A 17,312-nucleotide genomic window follows, 5' to 3' on the forward strand; every position below is an offset into this window, starting at 1 on the left:
CACCATGGATCTTGGCGTCCGCTGGACACTGCACGGCGACGGACGCACTCCGGCGCCCGGAGCGGTTGTCCGCCCCGACGAACGGCTCTCCTGGCCCCGCACGGCCGGGCTCGGCGCCCAGCACGTGGTGGCCATGTTCGGCGCGTCCTTCGTCGCCCCCGTCCTCATGGGCCTGGACCCCAACCTGGCGATCATGATGTCGGGTGTCGCGACCATGATCTTCCTGCTCGCCACCCGCGGCCGCGTGCCCAGCTACCTGGGCTGCTCGCTCTCCTTCGTCGGGGTCGCCGCGGTGATCCGGGCGCAGGGCGGCACGAGCGCGACCGTGACGGGCGCGGTGCTGGTGGTCGGGGTCGCGCTGTTCCTGGTCGGGGTCGCCGTGCAGCGCTTCGGGGCGCGGATCATCCACGCCGCCATGCCACCGATCGTCACCGGTGCGGTCGTGATGCTCATCGGCTTCAACCTCGCGCCCGTGACCGCCGCCACCTACTGGCCGCAGGACCAGTGGACGGCCCTGCTGGTCATGTTCTTCACCGGCCTCGCGGTGGTCTGTCTGCGCGGCTTCTGGTCCCGTATCGCGATCTTCCTCGGGCTGGTCTTCGGATACGCCGTCTCCTGGGCCTTCGACCTGGCCTTCGGAAAGATCCACTCGGTGGACGCGAGCGGCAGGCTCACCGACCACTGGCGCCTGGACCTGTCCGCCGTCGGCAAGGCCGACTGGATCGGACTGCCCGCCTTCCACGGGCCGTCCTTCGAGTGGTCGGCGATCCTGGTCGCGCTGCCCGTCGTCATCGCCCTGGTCGCGGAGAACGCCGGGCATGTCAAGGCGGTCGGCGAGATGACCGGCGACTCGCTGGACGACAGGCTCGGGACGGCGATCTCGGCCGACGGCATCGGCTCGGTGCTGTCCACCGCGGCCGGCGGCCCGCCCACCACCACCTACTCCGAGAACATCGGCGTGATGGCCGCGACCCGCGTCTACTCCACCGCCGCCTACTGGGCGGCCGCCGGCTTCGCCCTCCTGTTCGGCCTGTGCCCGAAGTTCGGCGCGGTGGTGGCCGCGATCCCGGGCGGCGTCCTCGGCGGCGTCACCGTCATCCTCTACGGCATGATCGGCCTGCTCGGCGCGCAGATCTGGATCAACGCCAAGGTGGACCTGCGCAATCCGCTCAACCTGGTCCCCGCCGCCGCGGGCATCATCATCGGCGTCGGCAACGTCACCATGAAGTTCACCGACACCTTCGAGCTGAGCGGCATCGCGCTGGGCACGGTGGTCGTCATCACCGGCTACCACGCGCTGCGCGCGTTCGCCCCGGCCCATCTCAAGACGCAGGAACCGCTCCTCGACGAGGGCACCAGCACCTACGACAGCGAGGGTCAGCGCGCCAAGTCGTAGGCGTACGACGGTGAGAAGGTGCCCGGCGTCCCCTTGCAGCCGTCCGACTCCCCCGGCAGCTTCACCCACAGGTAGCCGTCGATCCGGGCCTCACCGGTGTTCAGCGTGGGCGCCCGGCCGATCTTGCGGCCGGCCGGGTCGCACCACTCGCCGTCGGCCGGGGCGCCGTTGCCGTTGCGGCTGGTGTCGATGACGGCGCCCAGGCTCGCGGGGCCGCCCAGGGCGTCGAGGACCCGACGGTCGTAGGCGATCTCGTCGGACGTGCGGTGGAAGTTGGAGACGTTGCTGAAGACGCCGTCGGAGGAGGCCGGGGAGGCGGCACCGGCCTGCTTGAGCCAACCCGCCTGTTTCGCGGGCGGGTTCCAGCCGGAGTGGCCGGCGTCGTAGTAGACCCGGGCCCTGGGGTTGGCGGCCTTGAGGACGCGGCCCGCGCGGGCCAGCGAGGCGAAGCGGTCGGTGCGGGTGGCCGTGGAGAGGCACTGCGCCTGGGCGACCGAGTCCGGCTCCAGGATCACGACGACCTCACCGGAGCCCAGCCCGGCGGCGAACCTCTCGATCCAGGCGTCGTAGGCGTCGAGGTCGGGCGCCCCGCCCTGGGAGTGGCCGCCGCAGTCGCGGCCGGGGATCGCATACGCCACCAGCACCGGGACCCGGCCCTGCGCGGAGCCGCCGGAGGTGACCGCCCGGACCCGGGCGGTGATGGTCGAGGGCGTGTAGTCGGCGAACCAGACGGCCGCCGGACGGTCGGCGATACGGGACGCTATGACCGCGTGACGCGGGTCGCCGTCGTTCGCGCGCACCCATGCGAGCACCTGGGAGGCGGGGTGCCGGTAGAGCCGGGTGGAGGCGAAGGTGGTCACGTCCGGCTTCTCCCGCGTCGACTTCGAGGGTGTGGGCGTGGGGCTCGCCTTCTTCTTCGGGGACGCCGAGGCGGAGGCACTGGGCGAGGCGGAGGACGGCGCCGGCACCACGGGCAGGGACACCAGGGACGGCGAGCCGGTCACCTCGGGGCCCGCCTCGTGGGAGCGGCTCCGGTCCTCCAGAGCGGACAGCATCCCGGTCGCGGTGCCGATCGCCACGACCACGGAGGCGGCGACGACCATGGCGCCACGGCGTACGGTCCGCCTGCGCTCGGCCCGGCGTACGGCCAGCCGCTGGGCACGTCGGCCTGACACCCTGTTGCCCCCTCCCCCCGCGGCGGGCGCGTTCCCCCGTTCTGGGGAAGCGCCGGGCCCGCCGGTACCCCCGCCACCCTAAAGCTGGGACTCTGCCCCCATGGTGCAATGCGAACAATTCACCACCCCCGTCGACGCGGTCGTCTCCCGTATGCGCGCCCTCGGAGCGGCCCTGCCGGCCGGGGACGGCATCGCCGTCTTCAACCGCGTCTACCTCGCCGTCACCGAGGCCGTCGACCGGCGCATCGACAGCGGGCGGCTGGGGGACGCGCGGGCCGCGATCACGCTGGACGTGCGGTTCGCGGAGCGCTATCTGGCGGCCGTGGAGACGGTGGCGGACGAGCGGCGACCGCCGGCCTGCTGGCGGCCCCTGTTCCAGTTCCGCCGTCATCCCGGCGTACGCCCGTTGCAGTTCGCGCTCGCGGGCATCAACGCGCACATCGGCCACGACCTGGCGCTGGCCGTCGTGGACACCTGTCGTACGCTCGGCTGCGAACCCGCCGACGTGGAGGACGAGTTCGACCGCGTGGGCGATCTCCTCGTCTCTCTGGAGGAGCGCATCCGCGAAGAGCTGATGCCGGGCCCCGATCTCCTCCAGGTCGCCGACCCGCTCACCCACCTGCTCGGCTCCTGGAGCCTGGAGCGGGCCCGGGACGCCACCTGGACCGCGGCGCGGGCACTGTGGGCGCTGCGCGGAATGCCCGACGTGGCCGGGGAGTTCACGGAACGGCTGGACGCGGCGGTGGGCCTGGCGGGGCGCATGCTGCTCACGCCCCTGCCCCACCCGCGGTTCTAGTCCTTCAGGAGTTCCACCGGTTCTAGTCCTCCGGGAGTTCCACCGGCGCGATCTCGTCGTAGACGTCGCCCGGGCCGGGGTTGGACGGGTCCGTCCCGCCGCCGAGGTGGTGCATCACGCCCCACACCGCGTTCAGCGCGGTCTGCACCGCGCCCTCGGCCCATCCGGCGGTCCAGGAGATGTCGTCGCCGGCGAGGAAGATGCCCCGCTTGTCCTCGGGCAGGCGATCCTGCATGAAGTGGGTGAACAGGCGCCGCTGGTAGCGGTAGTGGCCGGGCAGGTTGGCCTTGAACGCGCCCATGAAGTAGGGCTCGTTCTCCCAGGAGACCGTCACCGGGTTGCCGATGATGTGCTTCCTGATGTCGACCTTCGGATAGATCTCGCCGAGCGACTTCAGCATGACCTCCATCCGCTCGTTCGCGGACAGCGGCAGCCACTTCAGGCTGTCGTCGCACCAGGTGTAGGAGAGGCAGATGACGGCGGGCCGGTCCGGGCCGTCGTCGAGGAGGTAGGTACCGCGCGTCATGCGGTCGGTGAGGGTCATCGACATGACGTCGCGCCCGGTCGGCTCTCCCCTGTCGTCGACGGCCTTGTCCAGCCAGAACGGCCGGTCCACGGGCACGAACAGCTTCGAGGACTCCATGTAGTGGGTGCGCTCGATGGCCGTCCAGTGGTCGATCGGGAAGAGCGAGTCGTCGCAGTCGATCTTGGAGAGCAGCATCCAGGACTGGGCGGTGAAGACGGCCGCCCGGTAGGTGCGGATGTCGCCGTCCGCGTCCGTGACGGTGATCCCGTTGCCCGAGGTGCGGTGCAGCCGGGTCACGGCGGGGCGGGGTTCGCCGTGGAGGTGCAGTGACTTCAAGGACGTGCCGTACGGCCAGTGCACGATCTTCTCCGGCTCCCGTTCCCAGAGCCTGAGCGGCAGTTGCTGGGAGCCGCCGACGATGCCGCGGTGGTGGTCGTCGGCCTCGGTGTAGACGACCCGGAGGATCTCCAGGATGGAGTTGGGGAAGTCGGTGTCCCAGCCGCCGGTGCCGAAGCCGACCTGGCCGAAGATCTCGCGGTGGCGGAAGGACCGGAACGCCTCGGAGTCGCAGAGGAAGCCGTAGAAGGTCTGGTTGTCGAGCTTCTCGACGAGCTTCGCCCAGATCTCCCGGATGCGCGGGACATCGCGCTCGCGCATCGCGCGGTTCATGTCGGAGAAGTCGGCGCCCTCTTCGAGGCACTTGTTCCAGGCGGCCGCGACGTCCCGGTAGACCTGGGGCAGGTCGTCGATCGTCTCGGCGTAGTGACTCTCGCCCTTGAGGTCGACGACGGTCGAAGGGGTCGTCTCCGCGAGGGGGTTGGGGAAGGGGCGCGTCTCCAGACCCGCCAGGTCGATGTAGTGGTTCAGGGCCGTGGAGGAGGGCGGGAACCGCATCGCGCCCATCTCGGCCGTCAACGACGGGTCGCAGCCCTCGAAGCCGACGGTCCGCAGCCGCCCGCCGATCCGGTCGGCCTCGTACACGACCGGCTTCAGGCCCATCTTCATCAGCTCGTACGCGGCGACGATGCCCGACAGGCCGCCGCCGATCACCGCGACCTCGGTGCCGTGCTCGGTCGCGGGTATCTGGCCGAGGCCCGCCGGGTGGGCGAGGAAGTCGTCGTAGGCGTAGGGGAAGTCCGGGCCGAACATGGTGATCGGCGGCTGCTGCTCGTCTGCGTGCTCGACGGCGTTGGGCACGGTGGACGTCATGGGGTACGGACTCCTTGCGACACAGTGAAAAACGGGGTGCTTCAGACCGAGTGGACTTCGGACCGAGGGGGGCTTCAGACCAGGGGTCCGTAGAGGCCGGGGCGCCGGTCCTTCAGATACGGGTTCGCCTCGCGGGAGGCGGCGAGAAGGACGGGGTCGACATCGGCGAGCACCAGCTCCGCACCGCGACCGGCGCGCCCCCGGGCGATCCCGTCGGGACCGGCCAGCGTGGTGAGCCCGACGAACTCGAACTCCCCTTCCCTGCCGACCCGGTTGACGTACGCCACGTACATCTGGTTCTCGAAGGCGCGCACCGGGATCATCGACTCGGCGACGAACTGGAACGGGTGCATCTGGGCCGTCGGCACGACGAGGAGGTCGGTTCCGGCCAGGGCGTGGGCGCGGACGTTCTCCGGGAACTCGACGTCGTAGCAGATCATGAGGCCGACGCGGAGGCCGTTCAGCTCGGCCTGCACGACCGGCTGCTCGCCCGGTGCGAAGTGCTCGCGCTCGAAGCAGCCGAAGAGGTGGGTCTTGCGGTAGTTGGCCAGACGCGTGCCGTCGGCGGAGATCAGCTGGGCGGAGTTGTACACCGTGCCGGCGTGCCGCTCGGGGTAGCCGTAGGCGATGGCGAGGCCGTGCCGTCCGGCGATCTCCGCGATCGCGTCCGCCGCGTCGCCGTCGGCGGGCTCGGCGAGGCGGCCGATGTCGTCGCCGATGGCGTATCCGGTGAGGAACATCTCCGGCGCGGCCAGCAGTCCGGCGCCCGCGGCGGCGGCCCGGCCCGCGGCCTCGTCGAGGACCTTGAGGTTCTCGACGGTCGAGCCGGGGCGGCCGGAGCTCTGGAGCAGGGCGGTGCGCATGCGGGATCCTCACCGGGCGGACGGAGTGATTGCGGGGGCCACGTAGACGGTACGGGCGGCTGACCAGCGCGGACAAGCAGCAGCCGTTGCGCGCCGGTGAGCCGTTCGTTGCGTACGGCGGGCCCCTGGCGGCGATTCGTTGCGTACGCCTTTCTCCTCCCTGGGGCTCAGAGCGCGGGGGCGGTCCCCGCCGCGCGGCGGAGGCGGGGTGCCGTCTCCGGTGCGATGTGGGGCGGGCGCGGCGCCGGAACAGTGGTGACTGTCCGCTTCACCTGCCGAAAGGACCGTCATGCACCGTCGTACGAAGATCGTCGTGGTCGGCGCCGCGCTGCTGCTCACCGCCGGGGCCGCGGGCTCGGCCACCGCGACCGGCGACCCGGGGAAGTCGCCGGGGGCCGCTGGGAAGTCCCGGGAGGCCGCCGCCCTCACCGGCACCGCCAAGCTGTACCGCTCGGCCGGCGACGACATCACCTTCTCCTTCGACGCGCATCTGGCGGCGAAGGACAAGGCCGATCCGATGCGGGCGACCGGCACCTTCGAGTGGAGCCACTACATCGACGGCGAGGGCGCCTGGGCGAAGGCGAAGGTCGACTGTCTGGTCACCGGCGGCAAGGTGGCCGTCGTCTCCGGCGTCGTCACCGACACGGATCTGCCCGGCGAGAAAGGCACGCGCGTGGGCATCACCGTGCACGACCTCGGCCGTCACGACCGGCTCGGCTACAGCTGGGCGACGACCGAGGACCTGGGCCCGGAGGACCTGCCGAAGTGTGTGGGGTCGGCGCCCTTCGAGAAGGTCAGGAAGGGCACCGGTGACTTCACGGTCGTGCCCTGGCAGCCCGATTTCTAGCCAGCAGCAGGGCGGTCACGGCGTACGGCACGGCGAGGATCGCGAAGACCGTGCTGTGCGCGGCCCGGGTGCCGAGCAGCGCGTAGGCGGCGTAGACGGTCACCGTGACCAGTTCCGTGCCGAGGCTCGCCACGGAGGTCAGGGTGGCCCGGCGGGCGTCGTCGATGCGGTGCTGGAGGCGGACGTCGGCGAGCACCTCCGCCAGCTGGAAGCCGGCGAAGGCGAGACCCACCAGGGCGATGCCGGCCACGGTGCGGGATCCGGCGCCCACGGCCAGGGCGAGCGCGGCGCCCGCGATCAGCGCCGCGAGTCCGCGTCCGCCGAGGCGTTCGGCGGGTCCGGCCAGCAGGCTGCCGACCGTGACGATCGCCCAGACCAGCAGCACCAGATGGGGCACGGTCGCCTCGGCCACGCCGAGGTCGCGGATCAGCAGCGGGGTGTACTCGTCGAGCGCGCCCCACACGGCGGCGACGGCGGGGATGAGCAGCAGGGCGCCGCGTACGGTCCGGTCGCCCCGGGCCTCGGCGAGCCCGGCGCGCAGGGTGGCCGTCCAGCCACCGTCCTCCTTCCCGGCCGGCTGCCGGTGCTCCGGGAACCGGGTGGCCGTCACGGCGGCCAGCAGGGAGGCGAGGACACTGGCCGCGCCGACGGCCGGGTAGCCGCCCAGCGCGAAGAGGGGTCCGGCGAGCGCCATGGCGGCGACCGTGGCCAGCAGCCGGGCCGCCCGGGACCGGCCCATGACGCGCGCGTACCGGTCGGCGGCGCCGAGCCGGTCCAGTTCGTCGTAGACCAGCGCCTCCAGCGCGCCGGTGCCCAGCGCTCCGCCCGCGCCCCACAGGACGAAGCCGAGCGCGAAGGCGCCGTACGACGGGAAGGCCACCCACAGGGCGAAGCCGGCGGCGGAGAGCAGCGGGCCGAGCCACAGCAGCCGCCGTCGGGAGACGGTGTCCGCCCAGGCGCCGGAGGGGACCTCCAGGACGACGCCGGTGACGGACCAGAGCGCGAAGAGGGAGGAGATCTGCCACAGGGACATACCGGTGTCGGCGAACAGCAGCGCGTACACCGGGTAGAGCAGGACGAGGTCGTCGAGGAACGCGTAGCCGTACAGCGTGGTCGTCAGCCGACGCACGCCGGTGTCGGGCACCCGCGCGGGTGAGAGTGTCATGGGGCCTTCCCGGAAGGGCGGTTCGGACGTCGTGGGTACGGCGTCCGAGGCGGCCCTCGGGAGGCACGGCGGGTGGATCAATGTCGCCAGGTCATGGCACCGATGGTAGACGGCGGCGGCGCCGCGGCCCAGCGATTTGTGGACGGCGCGGTTTTGTGGACGACCGACCCAACCAAGGAGCTTGTGATGGACATCACCGCGTTGCCCCGGATCGACGAGCACACGACCGTCGTCGCCGCAGAGCCTGCCGCCGTCTGGCGGGCCCTCGGCGAGACCCTGGACCGTTCCTTCACCCACCCCCGCGCGGCCCGTTACGCCCGCCTCGTCGGCGCGGCCGACAGCGCGGCGTCCGGGCCCCGGCCCCTGGCGGAGGGCTCCGCCTTCCCGGGTTTCCGGGTGGCCGCCGCGGATCCGGCCCGGGAGCTGGTGCTGATCGGACGGCACCATTACTCGACGTACGCCCTGATCTTCCGCCTGGAGGAGGCGGCCACGGGCCACACGCGGCTACGGGCGGAGACCCGGGCGAGGTTCCCCGGCCCGGGCGGCGCTCTCTACCGTCTGCTCGTCGTCGGCACGGGCGGCCACGCCGTCTTCACCAGGCGGCTTCTGTCGGCGGTGCGGGTCAGGTAGGCGCCCCGGAGGAGAACCGCCGCAACAAGGGCGACAACACCAGCACGGACTTGGTCCGTTCGACGAACGGCTCCCCCGCGATCCGCTCCAGCACCCGCTCGAAGTGCCGCATGTCGGAGGCGAAGACCTGCACGACCGCGTCCGCGTCCCCGGTGACGGTGGACGCGGCCACCACCTCCTGGTACCGCTCAAGGCCGCGCTGGATCGTCTCCGGCGAGGTGTTGCTCCGGCAGTAGATCTCGACGAACCCTTCCGTCTCCCAGCCGAGGGCCGCCGGGTCCACCCGCACGGTGAACCCGGTGATCGCCCCGGTGGCGCGCAGCCGGTCCACGCGCCGTTTCACCGCGGGCGCGGACAGGCCGACGATCTGCCCGATGTCCGCGTAGGAGCGGCGGGCGTCCTCGGCGAGGGCGTGGACGATGCGTTCGTCGAGATCGTTCAGCACTGCGGGTCGATCACTTCTCAGATGGTGCGAGACGGGAACGGCGATGGCCGTATACGAAGTAGAACACGAGCCCGACGGCCATCCAGACCCCGAAGACCACCCAGGTGACGGCCGACAGGCTGCCCATCATCCACACGCAGAACCCGAGACCGAGGGCGGGCAGCACCGGCGACAGCGGCACCCGGAAGGTGCGGGGCATGTCGGGACGGGTCCGGCGCAGCACCACGACCGCGATGTTGACCAGGGCGAACGCGAAGAGCGTGCCGATGCTGGTGGCGTCGGCCAGCTGTCCCAGCGGGATCGCGGCCGCCAGCACTCCGCAGAACAGGGAGACGATCAGGGTGTTGGCGCGGGGCGCGCCGGACTTGGGGTGGACGCGCGAGAAGACCTTGGGCACGAGGCCGTCCCGGGACATCGCGAACAGGATGCGGGTCTGGCCGTAGAGGACGGTCAGGACGACGCTCGCGATGGCGACGACCGCGCAGAACGCCAGCAGGGTGCCCCAGAAGGTCTGTCCGGTGACCTCGCGCATGATCTGGGCGAGCGCGGCCTCGGAGTCGGTGAAGTCCCGCCAGGGCTTCGCGCCGACGGCGACGGCCGCGACGAGCACGTACAGCGCCGTCACGACGACCAGCGACAGCATGATCGCGCGGGGCAGGTCGCGCTGTGCGTTCTTCGCCTCCTCACCGGCCGTGGAGGCGGCGTCGAAGCCGATGTAGGAGAAGAACAGCGTCGCTCCGGCCGCGCTGACGCCGGCCATGCCCAGCGGCATGAAGTTCTCGTAGTTGCCGGTGCGCAGGCCCTGGACGCCGATCGCGCAGAACAGCACCAGCGCGGCGATCTTCACGACGACCATGACGGTGTTGGCGCGGGCGGACTCCCGGGCCCCGCCGAGCAGGAACGCCATGGCCAGCAGGACGACGATCAGGGCCGGCAGGTTGAAGAGGCCGCCGTCGCCGGGCGGGGCCGACAGCGCGGCCGGGAGGGTGACGCCGATGGTCCCGTCGAGCAGGTCGTTCAGGTACTCGCCCCAGCCGACGGCCACGGCGGCGACCGAGACGCCGTACTCCAGGACCAGGCACCAGCCGCAGATCCAGGCGATCAGTTCGCCCATGGTTGCGTATGCGTACGAGTACGAGGATCCGGCGACCGGGATGGTGCCCGCGAGTTCGGCGTAGGAGAGGGCCGAGAAGAGCGCGGTGAGACCGGCGATCACGAAGGAGAGGGTGACGGCGGGGCCCGCCTTGGGGACGGCCTCGCCGAGGACGACGAAGATGCCGGTGCCTAGGGTGGCACCGATGCTGATCATGGTCAGCTGCCACAGGCCCAGGGAGCGCCGGAGCGAGCCGCCTTCTCCCTGGCCCCCCTCCGCGACCAGGCGTTCCACCGGCTTGCGCCGCATGAGCCGGGCGCCGAGCCCCGGGGACGCGGGGGCGTTGCCGGTGGGGTGGTGCGGGGGTGCGCCTTGGTCGAGCACGCGCTGACTCCTTCGTCGCTGCCTCTCAGGGCGGCGGGGACCGGCGGCATCCCCGAGCGAGCGGGGACCCACCGAGCGGGGTCCCCGCCACGCCACGTACAGCGCACGACCTTACGAGCCGATTCGTCACGGTCGTAATGCAGCAACCTTGCGCGTCTGGACAAGATCGTTGCGTGCTTCGCGGGCGGACGGGTGTTCGTTGCGCGCCAGCTGCGGACCGTTGTGTGAAGCCCCTGGTCAGCGGTCTTCCGGGAGCCCCGCAATGGCCCGCGCCTCGGCGGTGTCGGTCTCGTCGAAGCCCATCTGGCCGGGCTTGCCGTAGGCCTCCGCCTGGGCGTCGATCCAGCGCGCGTGCGCCTCCCACGCGGCCTGTTTGCTGGTGCCCAGCGCGGCCCCGATCTGCGACCAGGACGCCCCGGCCGCACGGGCCGAGCGGACGGTGAGTTGCCGGCCGTAGGCGGCCTTGCGGGCCACGACCTCGCTCAGCGCGAGCAGTTCGAGCAGCTCGGTCCGGTCGGGGGCCGTGTCCGTGCCCGCGCCCATCGCTTCCCGCATGCGCAGCTCGTCGAGGCGGGCGACGGCGGTCAGCAGCGTGTACTGCGGTTCGATGCTCTCCGGTGTCGTCATGCGATCCAGACTTGCGTCAAGGCTGCCTGACGTCAAGAGGACTTGACGTCAGGCAGCCTTGACGACTTCGGGTCCGGAAGGGAGCCGAGGCCTCAGCTCCAGCTGGCGTGCAGCGGCTTGCCCTCGGCGTACCCCGCGGCGCTCTGGATGCCTACGACGGCCTTCTCGGCGAACTCCTCCAGGGAGCCTGCACCGGCGTAGGTGCAGGAGGAGCGGACGCCCGCGATGATCGAGTCGATGAGGTCCTCGACGCCCGGGCGGGCCGGGTCGAGGAACATCCGGGAGGTGGAGATGCCCTCCTCGAACAGCGCCTTGCGGGCCCGGTCGTAGGCCGACTCCTCCGACGTACGGTTGCGCACGGCACGCGCCGAGGCCATGCCGAACGACTCCTTGTAGAGCCGGCCGCTGGCATCCTGCTGGAGGTCGCCCGGGGACTCGTAGGTCCCGGCGAACCATGACCCGATCATCACGTTGGACGCACCGGCCGCGAGCGCCATGGCGACGTCGCGCGGGTGCCGGACACCGCCGTCGGCCCACACGTGCTTGCCGTACTTCTTCGCCTCGGCCGCGCACTCCAGGACCGCGGAGAACTGCGGCCGGCCGACGCCGGTCATCATGCGCGTCGTGCACATGGCGCCGGGTCCGACACCGACCTTGATGATGTCGGCACCGGCCTCGACCAGGTCCCGGACGCCCTCCGCGGCGACGATGTTGCCCGCGACGATCGGCACCCGCGGGTCGAGCGCGCGCACCGTGCGGATCGCGCTGATCATCGACTCCTGGTGGCCGTGGGCGGTGTCGATGACGAGCGTGTCGACACCCGCGGCGAGCAGTTCCTTGGCCTTGCCCGCGACATCGCCGTTGATCCCGACGGCGGCGGCGATGCGCAGCCTGCCGTGCGCGTCGACGGCCGGCGTGTACAGCGTGGCCCGCAGGGCGCCCTTGCGGGTGAGGATGCCGGCCAGGCGGCCCTCCCGGTCGACGGCGGGCGCGTAGCGGCGGTTGGCGTGGTCGAGGCGGTTGAAGGCCTCACGCGGGTCGATGTCGGCGTCCAGGAGCAGCAGGTCCTTGGACATCACCACTTCGAGCTGGGTGAAGCGGTCGACGCCGGTCAGGTCCTGGTCGGTGACCACACCGACGGGCCGCCGCTCCTCGTCGACGACCACACCGGCGTTGTGCGCCCGCTTGGGCAGCAGGGCCAGCGCGTCGGCGACGGTCTGGTGCGGGGCCAGCACGATCGGGGTGTCCAGGACGTGGTGGCGGCTCTTCACCCAGGAGACGACCTCGGTGACGACCTCGTCCGGGATGTCCTGCGGGATGACCACGAGCCCGCCGCGACGGGCGACCGTCTCGGCCATCCGCCGCCCCGCGATCGCGGTCATGTTGGCGACCACCAGCGGAATGGTCGTGCCCGAGCCGTCCGGGGAACCGAGGTCCACACCCTGCCGGGAGCCGACCGCGCTGCGGCTCGGGACCATGAAGACGTCGTCGTACGTCAGGTCGTACGGGGGCCGGATGTCATTGAGGAAACGCACGTGCTGCACATCCCAGTCGATCAGAGGTGGCCCCCGGACAGGTCAGCCAGGGGGAAAGAGCACGTACTTCATTCTCCCATGTCGGGCCGAACGTCATGCCCGGGCGAAACATCCAGACCCTGCGGCGACGGCTTCGGAGGATCCACCGAACCGGGGGAAGCCACCGGGGGCACGGCCGTCAGACGCGGGCCAGAGCGGCCCGCGCCGCCTCGATGAACCCCTCCCGCCGGGCATCGAGCTCGTCCGGCGACGCCGAGCGCCCCCGCAGCAGCTCCATCAGGGCCCGCGCGGCCGCCGCGGGCTCCTCCGGCCCCTCCAGCAGGACAACGCCGCAGGCCCGCTGGAGATCCGGGACGTCGCTCGGCTGCCCCTCCCCGGTCCTGCGCGTGACGAGAACGGCGTCGGCGGCCTCCAGGAACCGGACGTAGGCCTGACGGCGCTGGTCGTGCAGACGGGCGGCGCGCTGTTCCGCGACGGTCAGGCGCAGGGTGTGCAGCGCGGCCTCCGCCTGTCGTTCGCCGGCCTCCCGGGCGCCCTTCGCCGAGATCACACTGCCGGCCAGCGCGGCGCCGGCCCCGATGAGCGCCGCGCACAGCGCGACGAGCCACTCAGTCATGGGGTGCATTCTGCTGGTGCGCCGCCCGCCCCCGGCACGGGGGTGACCCCACGCTCCCGGGGGCACTCCGACCGCCACGGGTACGATCGGCTCGCCGCACCGGACAAGCCTGCGAGACGGGCTCCGATCTGCGCAAACGCCATACACGGCAGACCGCGGCCGATAGCATGGAGGGACACTTGCGCGACGGGCGACGGGCGACGGGCGAGCCACCCGCGGTTCTTTTCGCGGCGCGGTCGCAGAACGCTCTGCACCGGCTGCTCGACACGCTCCCCGTCTTCGCGGGTGACGACCGGCTGCGCCGCTGGTTCACCCTCGTCCCCGGCTCCGACTTCTCCCTCGACGCGCTCGACGCGATAGAGCGAGCCGGCGGGCGCACCCTCCCCTGGTCCCGGGCCACGGCCCGGTCCTTCGCCCTGGTCCTCGCCGCCGGCCCCAAGGGCGACCTCCAGGCCCTGCGCGGCCCGCGGGTCCTGCTGCCGCACGGCGCCGGGTTCAGCAAGTCCATCCCCGGAGAAGGCACGGACGACTCCGCGTCCGGTCTCGACCCGGCCCACCTCCTCCTCCCCGACGGCACCCTCCTCGCCGACTTGTACGCCTTCGCCCACCCCGGCCAGGTCTCCCGGCTGGCCGCCCTCAGCCCGGCCGTCGCCGCCCGCGCCAAGGTCGTCGGCGACCCCCTGCTGGAACGGTTCCTCGACGCCGACTCCACCGACCGCCGGCACCGCTACCGCGCCGCCCTGCGCACCGGGAGCCGCCGTCTGATCGTGCTGCTGTCCACCTGGGGCCCGGAGTCGCTGCTGCGCCGCCGCCCGTCCCTGCCCGCCGACCTGGCCGCGGTCCTGCCCCACGACGAGTACCAGCTCGCCCTGGTCGTGCACCCCAACGAGCGGGTCCGCCTCGGCGCCCGGGACCTGGAGGAACACCTCGAACCCGCCCGCCGGGCCGGCCTGATCCTGCCCGCCGCCTACGAGGAGTGGGCCTCGGTCGCCGTCGCCGCGGACCTCCTCGTCTCCGACCACGGTTCGGCGGCGCTGTACGCGGCGGCCCTCGACCGTCCGCTGCTCGCCGCGTACGACGGCGGAGCCGAACTGCTCCCCGGCAGCCCCATGGCGACGCTCCTGGACCGCGTCCCGCGTCTGGGCACCGACCCCGCCGCCGCCCCGCGGACCGTCGCCGAGGCGCTGCGCGGCCACCGGCCCGGCAGCGTGCGCCCGCTCACGGACACCGTCTTCGCCGAGCACGGCAACGGCCTGGAGCGGCTGCGCGAGGAGCTGTACGCACTCCTCGGCCTCGAACCGCCCGCCCTCCCGGCCGGCCCCCGGCCGCTGCCCGACCCCGCGCCGGCGCCCACGGCCCCGTCGGCCTTCGCGGTGCGCGTCCGGCACGACGCGGACGGCGTGATCCATGTGACCCGGCACCCCGCGCACCTGGTGCCGCCCCCGCGTCCCGCCGGCCACCTCACGTCATCCCCACGGCCCGTCCACCACCTCGCCGCCGAGACCGACCGGGCCGGCGCCAGGGACACCCAGGGCGCCGCCCTCCTCCACCGCCGGGCCGACGGTCCGGGCCCGGCCCACGGGGACGCGATCGTGCGCACCGCGGACGCCTGGACCCGCCGCACCCTGGCGGAGCATCCCGGAGGACGCCGTACCGCCGCGGTCGCCGTATCGGCCACCCACTGCCTGCTGCGCACCCGCACCGGCCCGCTGCTGTCGGCCCGCATCGAGCCCTGCCCCGTACCGGAGGGCCTGGTCTACGCCGACCCGGCCGCGGTGCTCTCCGCGGTGCACGCCGCACTCCTCGCCGCCGGGGACGGGCCCGCGCCCGAGACCCTCGTCTGCGCGATCGGCGACCGCCGGTTCCCGGTACGGCTGTCACCGGCGACCCCGGACGAGGCGGCCCTCCCCGTGTAGCCCGGCCGGCTCAGGCCGGCCGAACTGCTGTAGCCCGGCCGGCTCAGGCCAGCCCGGACCGCTCCCGTGCGGCGGCCGCCGCGGCCCGGTGCTCGCTCGCCTCGCCCTGACGCCCTTCCCCCTCGGCGAGTTCGGCGAGGGCGTCCAGCACCCGGGCCTCGTCCCGGGAACCGCCACGGCCCCGCGTCCCCTCCAGCGCGGCCAGGTACAGCGCCCGGGCCTCCTCCGTCCGGTCGAGGCGGACCAGGACACCGGCCAGCGCGAACTCCGCGCGGGAGGCGAGCCGGGCCCGGTCGTCCGCCGCGAAGTCCGCCCGGGCGCGTGCCAGCAGCTCCGCCGCCCGGTCCAGCTCACCGAGATGGGCCAGGGCCTCGCCCAGCCGGTAAGTCTGGAGCGTGACGCCGTAGCCGTTGCGGATCTCCTCGTGCACGGCGCGCGACTCCTCGAAACAGGCCGCCGCGCCCGCCCAGTCGCCCTGGGCCGCCCGCAGCATCCCGCGGAACTCGGTGGTGGAGGCGCCGAGCCTGCGCTCCTCGTCCGACCGCCCCAGCCCGGCCCGAACGGCGTCCAGGGCCTGCGCCATCTCCCGTTCGGCCGCCTGGAACTCGCCCTGCTCCCACAGCGGCCGGGCCAGCTGGCAGCGCATGCGGACCAGCGCCGGGACGTCACCGGCGCGCTGCGCGGCGGCCACGCCCGTGCGGAAGGCCTCGATGTGGTCGGCGTAGTGCGGATGGTCCAGGAAGTGCGTCCACAGCGGCTCGCACAGCGCCCACGCCTCGGCCGTACCCCAGTCCTCGGCGGCTCCCGCCTCGTACGCGAGACGGACACAGCCGAACAGCGCGTGCCGCTCGGCCTCCAGCCACTGGTAGGCACGGCGCTTGGCCGATACGCCGGTGCTGTCGTCGACCCGCTCGAACAGCACGTCGTACGTGCCGGGTACGGGCGGCATCTCGGCGGCCAGTTTCAGCCGGGACCCCGCGATCACCGTGTCCGCCCGCTGCGCCTGGCGCACGTACCACCGCACGAGCCGCCGGCGGGCCGCGTCCCGGTCGCCCGCGTCGCCGTCGGCCCGGGCCCGCCGTCCGGCGTGGGCGCGCAGCAGCTCCGGCAGCCGCTCCCGGCCGTCCTCGGAGGCCCCGTCGAGCAGTCCGGCGGCCCGCAGCTCGTCCAGCGCGTCCTCGGCTGCCTCCGCGCCCCGGCCGAGCAGCGCGTCGGCCGCCGCGAGGGTGAAGGAGGGGCCGGGGAAGTCGGCCAGCAGCCGGTACAGCAGGGCCGCCTCCTCGCTCAGGCCCCGGTAGGCCGCGTCCCACACGCGCTCGACCATCGGCAGGCCCTTGTCGTGCAGTTCGGCCGTCAGCGCCTTGAGCAGCCGGGGCAGCGGGCGCCCCGGATGGCGGCGCAGCCAGAGCCCGGCGACATGCAGCGCGGCGGGGAGCCCGCCGCACAGCGCCAGCAGCTCACGGGTCGCGTCCGGCTCCGCGGCGAGCCGCGGGTCCCTCGCGACCCGCTCCAGCAGCTCCAGCGCGTCCGCCTCCGCCAGCGGGTCCACCGCAAGCTCCACGGCCGCCCCGGCCTGGAGGTCGTACAGCGGACCATGGCTGGTGACGATCACCAGGCTCTCGCCCGAGGCGGGCAGCAGGGACTCGGCCTCGGTGCCGTAGCGCGCGTTGTCGACGATCAGCGCGAGCCGCTTGCCATGGGTCAACGACCAGTACTGCCGCGCCCGTTCCCGGAACACGGGGGCGATCCAGTCCGCGCCGAGCGCGCGCAGGAGGTCGCCGAGGACGTCGGAGAGTTCCACCACGCCGTCCCGGCGTACGTCGTCGAGGTCCACGTACAGGACGCCGTCCGGGTATCTCTCCGCGACCCTGCGGACCAGGCGGAAGGCCAGCTCCGTCCGGCCCGCACCGCCGTAGCCGCTCACCGCGAGGCACAGGGGCCGGGCGCCGGACGCCGTCGTCCCGTGCCGTTCCTCGACGAGCCGCAGCACGCGGGCCTGCACGTCCTCGCGATCGACGAAGTGCGCCGGCTCCGGCGGAATCTGGTACACCATCCGTCACTGACTCCCGTTCAGGTCCACTGCCTCGCG

15 protein-coding genes are annotated in these 17,312 nt (G+C 72.9%); 5 read left to right on the forward strand and 10 right to left on the reverse strand.

Annotated features, from left to right (window positions below; translation table 11 throughout):
• Positions 1–4: 4 nt before the first annotated feature.
• Positions 5–1,396: a uracil-xanthine permease family protein gene (locus tag SLINC_RS08675; protein ID WP_067428827.1), complete on the forward strand. Its 1,392-nt coding sequence runs from the start codon at positions 5–7 to the stop codon at positions 1,394–1,396.
• Here SLINC_RS08675 and SLINC_RS08680 read toward each other — a convergent pair.
• A complete protein-coding gene (locus SLINC_RS08680; RefSeq protein WP_067428830.1) occupies positions 1,378–2,499 on the reverse strand; it encodes a glycoside hydrolase family 6 protein in 1,122 nt (373 codons plus the stop codon). The genes SLINC_RS08675 and SLINC_RS08680 overlap by 19 nt on opposite strands.
• 172 nt (positions 2,500–2,671) lie before the next feature.
• Between SLINC_RS08680 and SLINC_RS08685 the strand changes: the two genes are divergently transcribed.
• Positions 2,672–3,367 carry a DUF5995 family protein gene (locus SLINC_RS08685; protein WP_067428834.1) on the forward strand — a complete coding sequence of 232 codons (696 nt, stop codon included), beginning with the start codon at positions 2,672–2,674 and terminating at the stop codon, positions 3,365–3,367.
• Between the two features lie 22 nt (positions 3,368–3,389).
• On the opposite strand, the gene SLINC_RS08690 is transcribed toward SLINC_RS08685, so the two are convergent.
• Positions 3,390–5,102, reverse strand: coding sequence for a flavin monoamine oxidase family protein (locus tag SLINC_RS08690; protein WP_067428836.1), 1,713 nt, complete (start codon positions 5,100–5,102; stop codon positions 3,390–3,392).
• Between the two features lie 74 nt (positions 5,103–5,176).
• Positions 5,177–5,965, reverse strand: a complete 789-nt coding sequence (locus SLINC_RS08695; protein WP_067428840.1) for a carbon-nitrogen hydrolase family protein — start codon at positions 5,963–5,965, stop codon at positions 5,177–5,179.
• Positions 5,966–6,254: 289 nt separating this feature from the next.
• Between SLINC_RS08695 and SLINC_RS08700 the strand changes: the two genes are divergently transcribed.
• Complete coding sequence (locus SLINC_RS08700) at positions 6,255–6,812, forward strand: Repetin (RefSeq protein WP_067428842.1); 558 nt, start codon at positions 6,255–6,257, stop codon at positions 6,810–6,812.
• Here the strand turns inward: SLINC_RS08700 and SLINC_RS08705 are convergent.
• Positions 6,781–7,977, reverse strand: coding sequence for an MFS transporter (locus SLINC_RS08705; protein WP_067428845.1), 1,197 nt, complete (start codon positions 7,975–7,977; stop codon positions 6,781–6,783). The two genes, SLINC_RS08700 and SLINC_RS08705, sit on opposite strands and share 32 nt — an antisense overlap.
• A 186-nt stretch (positions 7,978–8,163) precedes the next feature.
• Here SLINC_RS08705 and SLINC_RS08710 point away from each other — a divergent pair, with 186 nt between their 5' ends.
• Positions 8,164–8,607 (forward strand): hypothetical protein, encoded by a 444-nt coding sequence (locus tag SLINC_RS08710; RefSeq protein WP_067428848.1) that lies wholly within the window; start codon positions 8,164–8,166, stop codon positions 8,605–8,607.
• Here the strand turns inward: SLINC_RS08710 and SLINC_RS08715 are convergent.
• From SLINC_RS08715 to SLINC_RS08735, 5 genes are all read right to left on the reverse strand, one after another.
• Positions 8,600–9,052, reverse strand: coding sequence for an Lrp/AsnC family transcriptional regulator (locus SLINC_RS08715; RefSeq protein WP_067428850.1), 453 nt, complete (start codon positions 9,050–9,052; stop codon positions 8,600–8,602). The genes SLINC_RS08710 and SLINC_RS08715 overlap by 8 nt on opposite strands.
• A gap of 10 nt (positions 9,053–9,062) precedes the next feature.
• Positions 9,063–10,529 (reverse strand): amino acid permease, encoded by a 1,467-nt coding sequence (locus SLINC_RS08720; RefSeq protein ID WP_067428852.1) that lies wholly within the window; start codon positions 10,527–10,529, stop codon positions 9,063–9,065.
• 237 nt (positions 10,530–10,766) lie between these two features.
• Positions 10,767–11,156 carry a hypothetical protein gene (locus tag SLINC_RS08725; protein ID WP_067428854.1) on the reverse strand — a complete coding sequence of 130 codons (390 nt, stop codon included), beginning with the start codon at positions 11,154–11,156 and terminating at the stop codon, positions 10,767–10,769.
• Between the two features lie 92 nt (positions 11,157–11,248).
• Positions 11,249–12,691 (reverse strand): GuaB1 family IMP dehydrogenase-related protein, encoded by a 1,443-nt coding sequence (locus tag SLINC_RS08730; RefSeq protein WP_067428857.1) that lies wholly within the window; start codon positions 12,689–12,691, stop codon positions 11,249–11,251.
• A gap of 178 nt (positions 12,692–12,869) precedes the next feature.
• Positions 12,870–13,307 carry a hypothetical protein gene (locus SLINC_RS08735; protein ID WP_067428860.1) on the reverse strand — a complete coding sequence of 146 codons (438 nt, stop codon included), beginning with the start codon at positions 13,305–13,307 and terminating at the stop codon, positions 12,870–12,872.
• Positions 13,308–13,486: 179 nt separating this feature from the next.
• Here SLINC_RS08735 and SLINC_RS08740 point away from each other — a divergent pair, with 179 nt between their 5' ends.
• Entirely contained in the window at positions 13,487–15,223 is a 1,737-nt protein-coding gene (locus SLINC_RS08740; protein ID WP_225988283.1) for a translation initiation factor 2, read from the forward strand.
• A 43-nt stretch (positions 15,224–15,266) separates the two neighbouring features.
• Here the strand turns inward: SLINC_RS08740 and SLINC_RS08745 are convergent, their stop codons facing one another.
• The gene (locus SLINC_RS08745) at positions 15,267–17,276 is read right to left on the reverse strand and encodes an NB-ARC domain-containing protein (protein WP_067428863.1); all 2,010 of its coding nucleotides are present in this window, start codon (positions 17,274–17,276) and stop codon (positions 15,267–15,269) included.
• Between the last annotated feature and the right edge of the window lie 36 nt (positions 17,277–17,312).

It is taken from the genome of Streptomyces lincolnensis (assembly GCF_001685355.1).
Classification (GTDB): Bacteria; Actinomycetota; Actinomycetes; order Streptomycetales; family Streptomycetaceae; genus Streptomyces; species Streptomyces lincolnensis.